This window comes from Brevundimonas sp. UBA4553 (assembly GCF_002387245.1).
Classification (GTDB): domain Bacteria; phylum Pseudomonadota; class Alphaproteobacteria; order Caulobacterales; family Caulobacteraceae; genus Brevundimonas.
The window spans coordinates 200,434-213,358 of record NZ_DGLD01000010.1 but is presented as its reverse complement, the minus strand read 5'-3'; the positions used below and the strand labels follow the sequence as shown (position 1 = coordinate 213,358).

Here is a 12,925-nt window from a genome sequence, read left to right as displayed (position 1 = left end):
CCCGATGATCTTGAAGGTCGATAAGATTAGAGCGGTCGATCCTTTCGGATCGGCCGCTCTTTTCTTTGTCTGGCGATATGGGCTGACTGGCAAACGTCATGCTTGGGCGTTATCTCGACCTGACAGCATAAAGAGGATGACCGCATGCGCGTCGCAATGATCGGCACCGGCTACGTCGGGCTCGTTTCCGGAGCCTGCTTCGCCGACTTCGGCCATGTCGTGACCTGTGTCGACAAGGACGCCCGCAAGATCGATCAGTTGAACAATGGTCGGATGCCGATCTATGAGCCGGGCCTCGAGGATCTTGTCGCGGCCAATGTGCGCGACGGGCGTCTGTCCTTCGCGCTGGATGGCGCCGAAGCCATCCGCGCCGCCGACGCCGTCTTCATCGCTGTGGGCACGCCTTCGCGACGCGGAGACGGCCACGCCGACCTGTCCTATGTCTACGCCGCCGCCGAAGAAATCGCGGACCTGATCCAGGGCTTCACCGTGGTGGTGACCAAATCGACCGTCCCAGTGGGCACCGGGGACGAGATCGAGCGCATTATCCGCGCACGCCGCCCGGAGGCGGATTTCGCGGTCGTTTCCAATCCCGAATTCCTGCGCGAAGGTGCCGCCATCGGCGACTTCAAGCGTCCCGACCGCGTCGTGGTCGGCCTGGAGGACGAGCGTGCTCGTCCGGTCATGGCCGAACTCTATCGCCCGTTGAACCTGAACGAGACGCCGATCCTGTTCACCGGCCGTCGCACCTCGGAACTGACGAAGTACGCCGCCAACGCCTTCCTGGCGCTGAAGATCACCTTCATCAACGAGATGGCGGACCTGTGCGAAAGCCTGGGAGCGGATGTCCAGCAGGTGGCGCGGGGGATCGGTCTGGACAACCGCATCGGCTCCAAATTCCTGCATGCCGGCCCCGGCTATGGCGGGTCCTGTTTCCCGAAGGACACCCTGGCCCTGGTGCGCACGGCGACCGACGCCGGTTCGCCGCTGCGCCTGATCGAGACGACGGTCGAGGTGAACGATGCGCGCAAGAAGGCCATGGCCGACCGCGTGGTCGCCGCCCTGGGTGGGACGGACCTGAAGGGCAAGACCGTGGCCCTGCTGGGCCTCACGTTCAAGCCGAATACGGACGACATGCGCGACGCGCCCTCTCTGGACGTGGCGCCGGCTCTGATCGCCAAGGGAGCGTCGGTTCAGGCCTTCGATCCGGAAGGCATGCACGAGGCGGCGAAGGTGCTGGACGGGGTGATATTCCGCGACGGTCCCTATGATGCGATCGAAGGGGCCGACGTCGTCGTCATCCTCACGGAGTGGGACCAGTTCCGGGCCTTGGATCTGGACCGGATTAAGCTGCTGCTGAAGCAGCCGGTCATGGTCGATCTGCGCAATGTCTATCGGCCTGAGGACATGAAGGCGCGGGGCTTCCGCTACACCTCGATCGGCCGCCCGGACAGCGCGCGCTAGTCATCTAGACAAGAAAAAAGGGCGGCGCGCTGGCGCCGCCCTTCTGTTGTTCTGCTCAGCGGCCCTTAACCAGTGAAGGGGCGGATGAGGATTTCAACGCGGCGGTTCTTCGCCTTGCCGTCTACCGTCGTGTTGTCGGCGATGGGGTTGCGCGAGCTGTTGCCGGCGACATACAGGCGCTCGCGGATCAGGCCGCGCTCCATCAGGGCGGCGGCGACCGAAGAGGCGCGACGTTCGGATAGGGGTTGGTTGATGGCGTCGCCGCCCGAGGCGTCGGTGTGGCCGATGACGTCCACCATCGAGCGGTCGTACTCGTTCAGCACGCGGGCCACGTCATCCAGGACCGGCAGGAAGCGGCTGTCCAGGCTGGACTGGTTGGTGGCGAAGGTGACGTCGGAGGGCATCCGCAGCACCAGATTGTCGCCTTGGCGGGCCACGCCGACGCCGGTGCCGGACAACTCCGCTTCCAGGGCGCGCTGCTGGCGGTCCATGTACTGGCCCACGCCGGCGCCGGCGAGGGCGCCGATGCCCGCGCCGATCAGCGCATTCTTGCGGCCCTGTTCACCGCTCGAGGTATTGGTCAGATAGCCAAGCAGAGCGCCGATGCCCGCCCCGGCGAGCGCGCCGGTCCCCGTGTTGTTGCGGGTCGGGGTCGAGCTGTAGGGATCGGTCGTGGTGCAGGCCGAGGCGCCGAGCAGGGCTGCAATGCTGGCGCTGGCGACAATGAGCTTGGCGCGCATGAGGTGTCCTTTTGATGTGATGAAGTCAGATGGAAAAACGGGGCCTAACGGTGAAGGTTCCAACCTGTATGTCAGGTGAACGGCTGCGACATACGGGCGGTTGACCGCGCCGGGCCGCGTAACCATCTAGGTTGGACGGCCGCGCGTTCTTGCCGCCTTAGGGAGAACGCGGACGGCCAGGTCGCTTGTATGCGAGGACCGATGACGACGCGAACACTCCTGTTTGACAGCCCCTTCCTGCTGGGCTTCGACCATACACGCAGCCTGATCGATCGGGCGACGAAGGCGGCGGCAGAAGGCTACCCGCCCTATAATGTCGAGCAACTCAGCGATAGCGCTGTGCGTATCAGCCTGGCTGTCGCCGGTTTCACGCCTGAAGACCTGGCGATCACGCTCGAGGGACGCCAACTGACCATAGCTGGGAAACGCGACGACGCAGGGAGGGGCGAACAGGCCTTTCTCCATCGTGGCATCGCCGCGCGAGGCTTCGTGCGCAACTTCGTGCTGGCCGACGGTCTGGAGGTCGCTGGGGCGCGGCTGGAGCACGGCCTGCTGCACGTCGACCTGGAGCGGCCGGACTTGGAGCGCCAGATCCAGCGCATTCCCATTACGACGGGATCGTGATCCGTCGAACCGCTCGGCTTGCCGGGCGTTTAGTCAAGCGTAAGGAGGCGGTCCTATGACGCCGATGATGAACCAGAAAGACTTCGCCGGCCTCGGCGCGCCCGACCTCGTCTATGTCCGTGCGATCCGCGCCTCGGACGTCATGGATGACGCCCATGTCGAGGTCACGCCAGGCCTGGATATTGATCCGGAACAGATCCTATACGCCGTTCACGGCGCCGATGGGGAACGCCTGGCTGTCATGCTTGACCGCGAGACAGCCTTCGCCGCTGCGGCCGCGCATGAGTTGGAGCCGGTTTCGGTTCACTGATGATCCGGCTGCGGCCCGTTGACGTCCTAGGGCGTCAGGCTGCGGTGGCGGGCACGTCCTTCACGAACAGGGCGCGAATAGCGTCGACGGTGCGGGCCTGGCGCAGATGTTCGCGCAACTCGGGCGACCGCAGGGCGCGCGAGACCGCCGCCAAGGCGCGCAGGTGCTCCGCACCGGCGTTCAGGGGAGCGAAGAGGGCGAACAGAAGGTCCACGGGACGGTCGTCGACCGACTCGTAGGCGACCGGCGTCTCGAGGCGAACGAAGACGGCGCAGACGCGGTCCAGACCCTTGATGCGGGCGTGAGGCACCGCCACGCCCGAGCCCAGTCCCGTCGAGCCGAGCGCCTCGCGTTCGAGCAGCGCTTCCAGCGCGCGATCCTCGTCGAAGCCCAACGCCAGCGACGCGGCCTCGGCCACGGTATGCAGCGCCTGACGCTTGGATGAGACGCCGCCGCGCAGGACTATTCCGCCCGACGACAACAAATCAGCGATGTCCATGGTGACCCCGAAACCGAACCCGACATTGCGAAAGGGCGAAGGCGTCTTAGCGCCTTCGCCCTCCTCGTGGAAGTCTTACGACCCCTTGCCGTTCGTGGCCTTGAGCGTGCGCTCGGGGTCGATCCAGCCCACATTGCCGTCCGGACGGCGGTAGACGACCGCCAGACCGCCGTGGGCGGCGTTGCGGAACATGACGATGGGGTAGCCGGTCATGTCGAGTTCCAGAACCGCGCGGCCCACCGTAATGGTGCGGATTTCCGACTCGGTTTCGGCGATGACCATGCCCACGGGCGGGGGTTCGTCCGGCGCGCCGGCGTCGCCGAAGGCGTCATCCTCGACCGAATCGGGATTGCGGAAGACGGTCATGGAGGCCACTTCGCGGGCGGCGTCCTCGGTCTTCTCGGGGGACAGGCCCTTGGGACCGATATGGTGATCCTTCAGGCGGCGCTTGTAGCGGCGCACGCGCTTCTCAAGCTTGTCGAGGCTGTCCGAGAAGCTGGCGTGGGCGTCGCCGCCGAAGCCCGTGGTCACCAGACTCTGGCCCGAAGCCAAACGCACCCAGCAGTCAACGCGGAAGCCGTGGCCGTCCTTGGACACCACGACCTCGGCATTGTCTCCGCCGCGGGCGAAATACTTGCCGATTCCCTCTTCGAGTTCCTGGGAGATGCGCGAGCTTAGCGCTTCGCCGACATCCACTTGCTTGCCGCTGACTTGGATCTGCATAGGCATAGAACGCGACGGGTTGCGTTTGGTGTCAACGCCGATCACCGATTTGTGGTGGCGCTTCGCCGCAGCGTGATCAGCCCGCCTTGAGCAGCCTGCGACGCTGGACAGAGGACGGAATTCTAAGGGCTTCCCGGTATTTGGCCACGGTCCGCCGGGCGATGTCGACGCCGGTCTCGTTGAGGATTTCGACGATGCGGTCGTCGCTGAGCACGTCGCCGTCGGCGGCCTCGTTGTCGATCATGGTCTTGATCCGGTGGCGGACGGCTTCGGCGGAATGAAGCGCCCCGCCGTCGGAGGACTGGATGGCGGCCGTGAAGAAGAATTTCAGCTCGAACACGCCGCGCGGGGTGGCGACATACTTGTTCGAGGTGACGCGGCTGACCGTCGATTCGTGCATGCCGATGGCGTCGGCGACCGTCTTCAGATTGAGGGGCCGCAGGAACTCGACGCCGAAGGCGAGGAAGGCGTCCTGCTGGCGCACGATCTCGGAGCCCACCTTGAGGATGGTCCGGGCGCGCTGGTCCAGGGACTTGACCAGCCAGCTGGCCTGGGCGGCGCACTCGGCCACGAAGTGCTTTTCGGTCTCGGAGCGGGCGCCGGCGGCGACCACGCCGTGATAGCGCTTGTCCATCAGAAGGCGGGGCAGGGTCTCGCTGTTCAGCTCCACCCGCCAGCCGCCGGCCGGATCGGGACGGACGTGGACGTCGGGCACAACGGTCTGGGCGGGCTCGCCGCCGAAGCCGGCGCCGGGCCGCGGGGTCAGCCCCTTCAGCTCGGCGATCATGTCGGTCAGGTCGTCGGCGTCGACGCCGCAGACCTTGCGGAGGGCGGCCAGGTCGCGGCGCGCCAGCAGTTCGAGATTGTCCAGCAAGGCGGCCATGGCCGGATCGAAGCGGTTGCGCTCGACCAGTTGCAGCTTCAGGCATTCCGGCGCGGAGCGGGCCATGACGCCTGTGGGCTCGAAACCGTGGCAGACCGTCAGGACCGCCTCGATCCGCGCCAGATCGACGCCCAGCCGGTCGGCGAATTCCTGAAGCTCTCCCCGCAAGTAGCCGCCTTCGTCAGTGGCGTCGATCAGGGTCAGGGCGATCGCGTGGTCCGCCGCGCTGAACCCGGCCGAGGAGGCCTGGGCCTGCAGATGCTCCCAGAGCGTGGCCTCGCGGGTGTCGGGGCGTTCCATGCCTTCGTCGTGGCCCGCGCCGCCGGCGCCAGCGCGCGACCAGTCTGACAGGCCGGGCTGTTCGATCGACTCGCCTGCATCGCGTTTGCGGTCGGCGTCGCGCTCGCCGGGCGGCGCGTCATCGTAGAGGTCGTCGGCCCGCGCATCCATGGCGCGTTCAGCGTCGCCGGAAGGCTCGGTGAACTGCAACTCGCCGGCCTCGCCGGAGGCGGACGATTCGGCGGGATCGGTCGAGGTCTCTCCGCCCTGATCGCCCTCGTCCCGTTGCAGCAGAGGGTTTCGTTCCAGTTCGGCCTCGACGAAGGCTTCCAGCTCGAGGTTCGACAGTTGCAGCAGCTTGATCGCCTGCTGCAGCTGGGGCGTGATGACCAGCCCCTGACCCTGTCTGACCTCCAGCCTCTGACCGATCACGGCGCCGCCATCCCCTAGTATGGGCCGCTTTGGCCCGGTTCTTGCTGGGATCGTGGGCCATAGCCGTTAACGTCTGGCGAACAGCGCCGGCCCGTTGTCAGTTCGACGGAGCAGCGGGGGGCGAGATTGCACCCCGCCATCAGAAAAAACAGTCCAATTGGTGCAATCGCCAAGCGGTGCGGGAGGCGCGTCAGGACGCCTTGAGCTGCGCGCTTCGGCTGCTCGAACAGGATGTCTGCGGGCGAACGATGTCAAAGATCAGGAGGCTGATCCTAATCGATCCTGGACCGCTGCGCGGAATGCGGGCGCAAGAGGGGGCCAATCGCCTTTACCGCAAGGGATTGGGCGGTGCTGTTGCGATAGCGGAGCGCGCGCAGGCCCCCGCAGCGACGTCAGCCGAACATTTCGCCCAGGTAGACGCGGCGGACCTCGGGATCGTTGACGGCCTGGTCGGCGGTGCCCTCGAACAGGACCGAGCCGGCCGAAATGATCGAGACGCGGTCGATGATGTCCAGGGTCTCGCGCACGTTGTGGTCGGTGATCAGCACGCCGATGCCCTGGCTGGACAGGTAGCGGATGACGTGACGGATGTCGGCGATGGCCAGGGGGTCGATGCCGGCGAAGGGTTCGTCCAGCAGCATGAAGCTGGGCCGGGCCGCCAGGGCGCGGGCGATTTCGACGCGACGGCGTTCACCGCCGGACAGGCCTGTGGCGGGGGCCTGACGCAGGTGGTCGATCCGCAGTTCTTCCAGCAGGCGGGTGGTCTCGTCGCGGACGCCGGCGGCGGTCTTTTCACGCAGTTCGACCACGGCCTTGATGTTCTGCTCGACCGTCATGCCGCGGAAGATGGAGGCTTCCTGCGCCAGATAGCCCAGACCCATGCGGGCGCGCTGATACATCGGCTGAGCGGTGATCTCCTCGCCGTCCAGCCAGATCGAGCCGCTGTCGGCCGGGATCAGGCCCGTGATCATGTAGAAGCAGGTCGTCTTGCCCGCGCCGTTGGGACCCAGCAGGCCGCAGACCTCGCCGCGCTGGACGCTCAGGGAGACGTCCTTGACCACCTGACGCGGGCCGAAGCTCCGCGCGATGTGCTCGACACGCAGACCGGTCTGGCGCGCCGCCTCGAGCGGGGGCGCGGGATCGACATCCGTCTGATCGAGGTTGAGGGCTGAGAGTTCCTTGCGCGCCAAGCGGGGTCAGTTCCCTTGCGGATAGAAGACGCCCTGGACCCGGCCGTTGCCGCCTTCCATGCGGGCGGTCTCGGTGCGGACGTTGTAGACGAGGCGGTTGCCGGTCAGGACGTTCTTGCCCTGGGTCAGGATGACGTCGCCGGTCACGACCACCTCGGCGTTGCCCAAGGTGTAGACGGCGCGGTCGCCGCGCATGCTCTGGTCCGGGGTGACGAAATAGACGTTGCCGACCGCTTCCACCCGGCTCAGGTCGCCGTTGGCGGTCGCGCCGGTGATGGCGTCGGCGCGCAGGCGGTTGCCGCCCTGGGTCAGTTCGGCCCGGCCGCGCAGGGCGAAGCCGTTGGGCGTGTATTCGCCGCCGTCGGCTCCATACTGGACCGGCTGCTTCGAGGCGTCGGCGCGGGCGCTCTGGGCCCCGGAGGTCGCGGGGACCGTCAGGGCCAGCAGCAGGGCGGCGCCCGCGATCATGGTGTTCGACTTGGACATGGTCATTTGCCGGATCCCGCGGGATTGATGGTCCCGCTCATCTTGTTGTCGCCCTGGCCGCTGAAGACGACCCGTTGGCCCTGGTCATAAATGGCATAGGACGAAGCATTGATGGTTCCAAGAGGGCCTTTCCCCTGAACCCCCTTGTCGCCCGTCACCACGCCGGTGTTGGTGTCGACCACGGCTTCCGGCGTGGTCAGGACGAAGCCGGAGCCGCCGTCCGAAATCCTGACGTTCGGCCCGATCACCACGCGGCGGTTCGTCTCGATATAGACGCCCCCGTCGGCGGTCAGTTCCGTCACCTTGCGGCCGCCCAGGTTCAGGCGGAGCAGGGGGCCGACCAGGCGGAAATGGCCCGTGGCCGGATCGCGAATGGCGCCCTGGGCCCCGATGACGAAGGAGCGACCCTGGGCGTCCTGGCCATGGAACATGGGGTTGTCGAGGCGGATCTCGCGGCTTTCGCTGGCCTTGCGCTCGACGCCCGACATGACGGTGCGGAACACGGTCCAGGTCAGGGCGCCGCCCGCCAGAACCAGAATGATGATCGGCAGGATGCGGCGGTAGAGCTTGACCCGACGCGAGCGCGCGCGCCAGCGTTCGCCCGCCTGGGCGACCCGGGCCTCGTCGGCGCGCTTGCGCGCTTCCTGGGCGTCAAGGTCGCTCATGGCGGCCTCAGGCGTGCGCGAAGATGTCGATCTCGTCCCAACCGGCCAGGTCGAGACGCGAGCGCGTGGGCAGGAAGTCGAAGCAGGCGCGGGCCAGTTCGCCGCGACCTTCGCGTTCCAGCATGACGTCCAGCTTCGCCTTGATGGCGTGCAGGTAGAGGACGTCGGATGCGGCGTAGTCCAGCTGGGCCTGGGACAGGACCGGCGAGCCCCAGTCCGAGCTCTGCTGGGCCTTGGACATGTCGACGCCAGCCAGTTCGCGCGCCACGTCCTTCAGGCCGTGCCGGTCGGTGTAGGTGCGGGCCAGCTTGGAGGCGATCTTGGTGCAGTAGACGGGGCGGGTCTCGACGCCGAGGTGCAGGTCGAACATGCCGATGTCGAAGCGGCCGAAGTGGAAGATCTTCAGCACAGCGGGATCGGCGAGCAGGCGCTTCAGGTTGGGGCAGTCATAGCCGGGGCGGTTCAGGCGCACGACATGGGCGTCGCCGTTTCCAGAAGACAGTTGCACCACGCACAGGGGATCGCGACGAAAGCGCAGGCCCATGGTCTCGGAATCGATCGCGACCTCGGGGCCGAGGTCGAGGCCGTCAGGCAGGTCGCCTTCGTGCAGATAGACGGTCATGGGCAGGAACTCTGGCGCAGGAAACTGGAATGGCGTTCTGGCGACAACATAGACGAACCGCACGCTATCGCTAGGACGCTCGGCCAACCTTCGCGGTTATGGAATAAGAAGGCAGGGCTGAAATGACAAACGGCGCCGTATCCATCGGATACGACGCCGCTTGAGAATGTGGTGCCCAGGAGAGGACTCGAACCTCCACGGCCGTTAAGCCACTGGCACCTGAAGCCAGCGCGTCTACCAATTCCGCCACCTGGGCCCGGTGGGTCGCCCCGCCGAGGGCCGGACTAATAGGGGGGACCTCCGGGACGGTCAACTGGCTTTTTTCCGATTCCGGAAAAAACTGCGCCATTGACCAAAAGCCCCGAGAAATCCGCGATCTATCAGGCCAGCCAGACCATCATGCGGGTATCGGCGATCTCGCCGCGCGCCTGGCTGAAGGCGGGACGGGTCTCGCCGGTGTAGAGGAAGCCGGCCTTCTCCAGCACGCGCCCGGAGGCGGGGTTGTCGGCGAAGTGGCCGGCCACCAGGGCGCGGCGCCTCCACCGCTTCGAGGCCCAGACCAGGGCGCCCTCCAGGGCTTCCGTGGCGAAGCCCCGGCCCCAGAAGTCGCGGCCGATCCAGTAGCCCGTTTCGGGGACCGCATCCTCGCCCTCGAACAGGCCGATGACGCCGACAGGGCCGTGGTCCTCGTGCTCGATGACGAAGGTGTTGGCGCGCCTGGGGTCCTGGGCGGCGACGTGCAGGAGGAAGTCCTCGGCATCGGTCACCTGGAAGGGGTGGGGCATCCGCTTGGTCATGCGGGCGATGTCGCGGTCGTTGGCCAGGCTGGCGATGCGGCCGATGTCCTGGGCGGCGGGCGCGCGCAGGATGAGGCGCCGGGTTTCGACGACAGGAGAAGTTTCAATCACGCACATGGGTCACGCCCCTCTGGTGCGACCGCCATCCTTGTTCATCAGGGCTCGGGCGGTCAGCGAGGCGGGGAAACGCAAACGGGGAGCCTGGTGATCCAGACTCCCCGCGGAATATTTCCCTGGTCCGGATCGCGGCTTCTAGAGCGACGCGATCCCGGATTTTGGTCCAGTTCGCGTTACTCGGCGGCCATAGCCTGAGCGTCGTCGTTGGCCGCGAGAATCGACACGTAACAACGGCCGCCACGTTTGGTGGTGAATTTCACAGCGCCGGTCGCGGTGGCGAACAGGGTGTGGTCGCGGCCCAGGCCGACGTTTTCACCAGCGTGGAAGGTGGTGCCGCGTTGACGCACGAGGATGTTGCCGGCCAGCACCTGCTCGCCGCCATACTTCTTCACGCCGAGGCGCTTGGAATGGGAGTCGCGACCGTTACGCGACGAACCGCCGGATTTCTTGTGAGCCATCTTGCTGCTCCTCTTCCTTAGCGCGCTACCGACCTGTCGGCCTGGTTGAGCGCACTTGTAACTCGCTAGGCGCCGAACAGGCGCCGGTGAATGTCTTAGGCTTCGGCGCCTTCAGCCTTGGCGGCTTTCTTGGCGGGAGCCTTCTTGGCCTTCGGGGCTTCGGCTTCGACAGCTTCAACGCGCGGGGCGAGGCCACGGGCGCGAGCGTTGATCTCAGCCTTGGTCGTCAGATCGACCGTGCCGTCCCACTTGGCCTTCTCGCCGGCGCCTTCGATGCCGGTGATGCGCAGGACGGTTTCCATCTGGCGGTGGCCGTTCGTGCGGCGGTAGCCCTGACGGCGGATCTTCTTGAAGACCTTGATCTTCTCGCCCTTGCGGGTCTCGATCAGCGTGGCTGCGACAGCGGCGCCGTCGATCAGCGGAGCGCCGACCGTAACACCCTTGTCGCCGCCCAGCATGAGGACTTCACCGAAATTGACGGCAGCGCCAGCGTCGCCGTCGAGTTTCTCGACAACAATCACATCGCCCGGTTGAACCCGGTACTGCTTTCCGCCGGTCTTGATCACCGCGTACATTTGGAAGCCTCAGCGTGAACGCAAAAAAGAATGCGCCCGTCAGGAAACCCTGCGGGCGAAGAGCGGCGACATATACGGAAGGGCGAGCCAGAGTCAACGCGAAAGGGCGGGTTCTGAGGCTAAAAGCCGTGCACAGGCGGCGTTGCGTGAAGGATGTGGCCTGATTTGCCGCCCTTTCGCAATAGGAAGAACGCCCGCGTGAGAGACGCAGATTCGCGGCAGATTCCCGCGCCAACCCTCTCGACCGTTACAAAGTAACAATATAGAAGCCGCGGAATGTCGCCTCCCGACCTTCAGCAGCCCGTTCTGATCTCGCTTCTGGGCGGGGGATTCGTCGCCGCCTTCCTGCACGCCGCCCTGCCGACCCACTGGCTGCCCTTCGTCCTGGTCGGGCGCGCCCAGCGCTGGAGCCTGGCGCGGGTCATGACGGTCGCCGTGACGGCCGGGCTGGCTCACATCGCCTCGACCGCTCTGGTCGGCTCGCTGATCGTGGCCGCGGGACTGGCGCTGAACGCCTGGATCGGGGGTCTGCTGCCGCACCTGTCTGCGGCCCTGCTCTTTATCTTCGGGGCCTTCTATCTGGCGCGGGCCTCCTTGCAGAAGCCGATCACGGCGACGGGGCCTGAGGCCGAGGTCCCGGAGCCCGCCGTATCTGACCGCGCCGCCTTCTGGGGGCTGGTGCTGATGATGGCGGTGACGCCGGGCGAGGTGCTGCTGCCCATCTATCTGTCCTCGGCGACCGAGGGCGTCGTGGCCCTGGCCTTGCTGACGGTCGCCTTTGCGGCGGGGACGGTGCTGGGCATGACCCTGCTGGCCGCCCTGGCCAGCGCCGGCTACTCGATCCTGCGACTGGAGCGCTGGGCGCGGTATGAGGGGGCCATCCTGGGCGTGGCCCTGATCGTGATCGGCTTTCTGGTGATGACCCATCAGCACTGAGAAGCTGATAGGTTATATATTTACATTCAATGACTTGCGTTCGCCCTCGTTGACGCGATGCGGCGGGCGAGCCTAGAGGGTCTTCATGGCGCACGACCACGCACACGACCATGACGACCACGCGCACGGGCATGACCACGGCCCCGGCGGCCATAGTCATGCGCATGGCCACGATCACGGCCACGGCCATTCCCACGGGATCGGCGGACATCATCATGGCCCGGTGGATACCGGCGACTGGCGCTACGCTGTCGGTCTGATCGTCAACCTGGCCTTCGTCGCCTGCGAGTTCGGCGCCGGAATCTGGGCCGATTCCACGGCCCTGATGGCCGATGCGGGCCACAACCTGTCCGATGTTCTGGGTCTGGCCATGGCCGGCGGAGCCGCCTGGCTGGCGCGGCGCGCGGCGGGGCCGAAGCGGACCTACGGCTATGGCAAGGCGACGGTGCTGGCGGCCCTGGGCAACGCCCTGCTGCTGATCTTCGCCTGCGGGGCCATCGCCTTCGAGGCCATCCGCCGTCTGGCCGAGCCCGCGCCGGTGGCCTCGGGCGTCATCATGGTGGTGGCGGGCATCGGCTTCGTCATCAACCTGGGCACGGCCATGCTGTTCATGAAGGACCAGCACAAGGACCTGAACGTGCGCGGGGCCTATCTGCACATGATGGCCGACGCCGCCGTGTCGCTGGGCGTCGTGGTGGCCGGCGCGGTGATCCTGCTGACCGGCTGGGCCGTGATCGACGCCCTGGTCAGCCTGGGCATCGTGGCCGTCATCATGATCGGGACCTGGGGCTTGCTGAAGGATTCGGTCAATCTGGCGCTGGACGCCGCCCCGAACGGGGTCGAGGTGAATCAGGTTCGCGACGCCTTCCTGGCCCTGCCGGGCGTCAGCGCCGTGCACGACCTGCACATCTGGGGCCTGTCGACCACGGATACGGCCCTGACGGCGCATCTGGTCCACGACCGACCCGACGCCGACGCCCTGCTGATCGAGGCGCAAGGCGTGGCGCGCAGCCGTTTCGGCGTCAGCCACACCACCTTCCAGCTGGAAAGCGGCGCCCTGCCGGACTGTCCGACCTGCTAAGCGCCCGGCGCCTCTTCCCTTCCGGCCCCGTAGCCGCCATCTAG

16 protein-coding genes and 1 tRNA gene are annotated in these 12,925 nt (G+C 66.6%); 5 read left to right on the top strand and 12 right to left on the bottom strand.

Annotation, left to right across the window (positions count from 1 at the left end; genetic code table 11):
- Window positions 1–144 precede the first annotated feature (144 nt).
- The gene (locus B4A39_RS07030; RefSeq protein WP_292034721.1) at window positions 145–1,464 is read left to right on the top strand and encodes a UDP-glucose dehydrogenase family protein; all 1,320 of its coding nucleotides are present in this window, start codon (window positions 145–147) and stop codon (window positions 1,462–1,464) included.
- 65 nt (window positions 1,465–1,529) lie between these two features.
- Here B4A39_RS07030 and B4A39_RS07025 read toward each other — a convergent pair whose 3' ends face one another.
- Entirely contained in the window at window positions 1,530–2,204 is a 675-nt protein-coding gene (locus B4A39_RS07025; RefSeq protein ID WP_292034719.1) for an OmpA family protein, read from the bottom strand.
- A gap of 201 nt (window positions 2,205–2,405) precedes the next feature.
- On the opposite strand from B4A39_RS07025, the gene B4A39_RS07020 reads away from it, so the two are divergent.
- Together B4A39_RS07020 and B4A39_RS07015 are read left to right on the top strand one after the other, a co-directional pair.
- Window positions 2,406–2,828: an Hsp20 family protein gene (locus B4A39_RS07020; protein WP_292034718.1), complete on the top strand. Its 423-nt coding sequence runs from the start codon at window positions 2,406–2,408 to the stop codon at window positions 2,826–2,828.
- A 55-nt stretch (window positions 2,829–2,883) separates the two neighbouring features.
- On the top strand, window positions 2,884–3,138 hold the full coding sequence (locus B4A39_RS07015; RefSeq protein WP_292034716.1) for a DUF1150 family protein: 255 nt from the start codon (window positions 2,884–2,886) through the stop codon (window positions 3,136–3,138).
- Window positions 3,139–3,172: 34 nt separating this feature from the next.
- Here the strand turns inward: B4A39_RS07015 and B4A39_RS07010 are convergent, their stop codons facing one another.
- The 11 genes from B4A39_RS07010 to rplU form a co-directional block, all read right to left on the bottom strand.
- The gene (locus B4A39_RS07010) at window positions 3,173–3,637 is read right to left on the bottom strand and encodes a PTS sugar transporter subunit IIA (RefSeq protein WP_292034714.1); all 465 of its coding nucleotides are present in this window, start codon (window positions 3,635–3,637) and stop codon (window positions 3,173–3,175) included.
- 75 nt (window positions 3,638–3,712) lie between these two features.
- Window positions 3,713–4,360, bottom strand: a complete 648-nt coding sequence (gene hpf, locus B4A39_RS07005) for a ribosome hibernation-promoting factor, HPF/YfiA family (protein ID WP_292034711.1) — start codon at window positions 4,358–4,360, stop codon at window positions 3,713–3,715.
- Window positions 4,361–4,436: 76 nt separating this feature from the next.
- Window positions 4,437–5,954, bottom strand: coding sequence for an RNA polymerase factor sigma-54 (gene rpoN, locus B4A39_RS07000; protein WP_292034709.1), 1,518 nt, complete (start codon window positions 5,952–5,954; stop codon window positions 4,437–4,439).
- Between the two features lie 392 nt (window positions 5,955–6,346).
- Window positions 6,347–7,144, bottom strand: a complete 798-nt coding sequence (gene lptB, locus B4A39_RS06995; RefSeq protein ID WP_292034707.1) for an LPS export ABC transporter ATP-binding protein — start codon at window positions 7,142–7,144, stop codon at window positions 6,347–6,349.
- Window positions 7,145–7,150: 6 nt separating this feature from the next.
- The gene (locus tag B4A39_RS06990) at window positions 7,151–7,636 is read right to left on the bottom strand and encodes an LptA/OstA family protein (protein WP_292034705.1); all 486 of its coding nucleotides are present in this window, start codon (window positions 7,634–7,636) and stop codon (window positions 7,151–7,153) included.
- Window positions 7,633–8,295: an LPS export ABC transporter periplasmic protein LptC gene (gene lptC / locus B4A39_RS06985; RefSeq protein WP_292034703.1), complete on the bottom strand. Its 663-nt coding sequence runs from the start codon at window positions 8,293–8,295 to the stop codon at window positions 7,633–7,635. The genes B4A39_RS06990 and lptC overlap by 4 nt, the downstream gene beginning before the upstream one ends.
- A 7-nt stretch (window positions 8,296–8,302) precedes the next feature.
- Window positions 8,303–8,917 carry a ribonuclease D gene (locus B4A39_RS06980; protein ID WP_292034701.1) on the bottom strand — a complete coding sequence of 205 codons (615 nt, stop codon included), beginning with the start codon at window positions 8,915–8,917 and terminating at the stop codon, window positions 8,303–8,305.
- A gap of 169 nt (window positions 8,918–9,086) precedes the next feature.
- Window positions 9,087–9,173 (bottom strand) — tRNA-Leu (locus tag B4A39_RS06975).
- Window positions 9,174–9,297: 124 nt separating this feature from the next.
- Window positions 9,298–9,831: a GNAT family N-acetyltransferase gene (locus tag B4A39_RS06970; RefSeq protein WP_292034699.1), complete on the bottom strand. Its 534-nt coding sequence runs from the start codon at window positions 9,829–9,831 to the stop codon at window positions 9,298–9,300.
- Between the two features lie 173 nt (window positions 9,832–10,004).
- The gene (gene rpmA / locus B4A39_RS06965) at window positions 10,005–10,289 is read right to left on the bottom strand and encodes a 50S ribosomal protein L27 (protein ID WP_292034698.1); all 285 of its coding nucleotides are present in this window, start codon (window positions 10,287–10,289) and stop codon (window positions 10,005–10,007) included.
- A 95-nt stretch (window positions 10,290–10,384) separates the two neighbouring features.
- Window positions 10,385–10,864 (bottom strand): 50S ribosomal protein L21, encoded by a 480-nt coding sequence (rplU, locus tag B4A39_RS06960; protein ID WP_292034696.1) that lies wholly within the window; start codon window positions 10,862–10,864, stop codon window positions 10,385–10,387.
- Between the two features lie 276 nt (window positions 10,865–11,140).
- Here rplU and B4A39_RS06955 point away from each other — a divergent pair, with 276 nt between their 5' ends.
- Window positions 11,141–11,800, top strand: coding sequence for a hypothetical protein (locus B4A39_RS06955; RefSeq protein WP_292034693.1), 660 nt, complete (start codon window positions 11,141–11,143; stop codon window positions 11,798–11,800).
- 85 nt (window positions 11,801–11,885) lie between these two features.
- On the top strand, window positions 11,886–12,881 hold the full coding sequence (locus B4A39_RS06950) for a cation diffusion facilitator family transporter (protein WP_292034692.1): 996 nt from the start codon (window positions 11,886–11,888) through the stop codon (window positions 12,879–12,881).
- Window positions 12,882–12,925 lie beyond the last annotated feature (44 nt).

Excerpts from the sequence above, each read along its gene's own strand:
- B4A39_RS07030 (WP_292034721.1), top strand. The coding sequence starts at position 145 with ATGCGCGTCGCAATGATCGGCACCGGCTACGTCGGGCTCGTTTCCGGA.
- B4A39_RS07025 (WP_292034719.1), bottom strand. The coding sequence starts at position 2,204 with ATGCGCGCCAAGCTCATTGTCGCCAGCGCCAGCATTGCAGCCCTGCTC.
- B4A39_RS07020 (WP_292034718.1), top strand. The coding sequence starts at position 2,406 with ATGACGACGCGAACACTCCTGTTTGACAGCCCCTTCCTGCTGGGCTTC.
- B4A39_RS07015 (WP_292034716.1), top strand. The coding sequence starts at position 2,884 with ATGACGCCGATGATGAACCAGAAAGACTTCGCCGGCCTCGGCGCGCCC.
- B4A39_RS07010 (WP_292034714.1), bottom strand. The coding sequence starts at position 3,637 with ATGGACATCGCTGATTTGTTGTCGTCGGGCGGAATAGTCCTGCGCGGC.
- hpf (WP_292034711.1), bottom strand. The coding sequence starts at position 4,360 with ATGCAGATCCAAGTCAGCGGCAAGCAAGTGGATGTCGGCGAAGCGCTA.
- B4A39_RS06990 (WP_292034705.1), bottom strand. The coding sequence starts at position 7,636 with ATGACCATGTCCAAGTCGAACACCATGATCGCGGGCGCCGCCCTGCTG.
- lptC (WP_292034703.1), bottom strand. The coding sequence starts at position 8,295 with ATGAGCGACCTTGACGCCCAGGAAGCGCGCAAGCGCGCCGACGAGGCC.
- B4A39_RS06980 (WP_292034701.1), bottom strand. The coding sequence starts at position 8,917 with ATGACCGTCTATCTGCACGAAGGCGACCTGCCTGACGGCCTCGACCTC.
- B4A39_RS06970 (WP_292034699.1), bottom strand. The coding sequence starts at position 9,831 with ATGTGCGTGATTGAAACTTCTCCTGTCGTCGAAACCCGGCGCCTCATC.
- rpmA (WP_292034698.1), bottom strand. The coding sequence starts at position 10,289 with ATGGCTCACAAGAAATCCGGCGGTTCGTCGCGTAACGGTCGCGACTCC.
- rplU (WP_292034696.1), bottom strand. The coding sequence starts at position 10,864 with ATGTACGCGGTGATCAAGACCGGCGGAAAGCAGTACCGGGTTCAACCG.
- B4A39_RS06955 (WP_292034693.1), top strand. The coding sequence starts at position 11,141 with ATGTCGCCTCCCGACCTTCAGCAGCCCGTTCTGATCTCGCTTCTGGGC.
- B4A39_RS06950 (WP_292034692.1), top strand. The coding sequence starts at position 11,886 with ATGGCGCACGACCACGCACACGACCATGACGACCACGCGCACGGGCAT.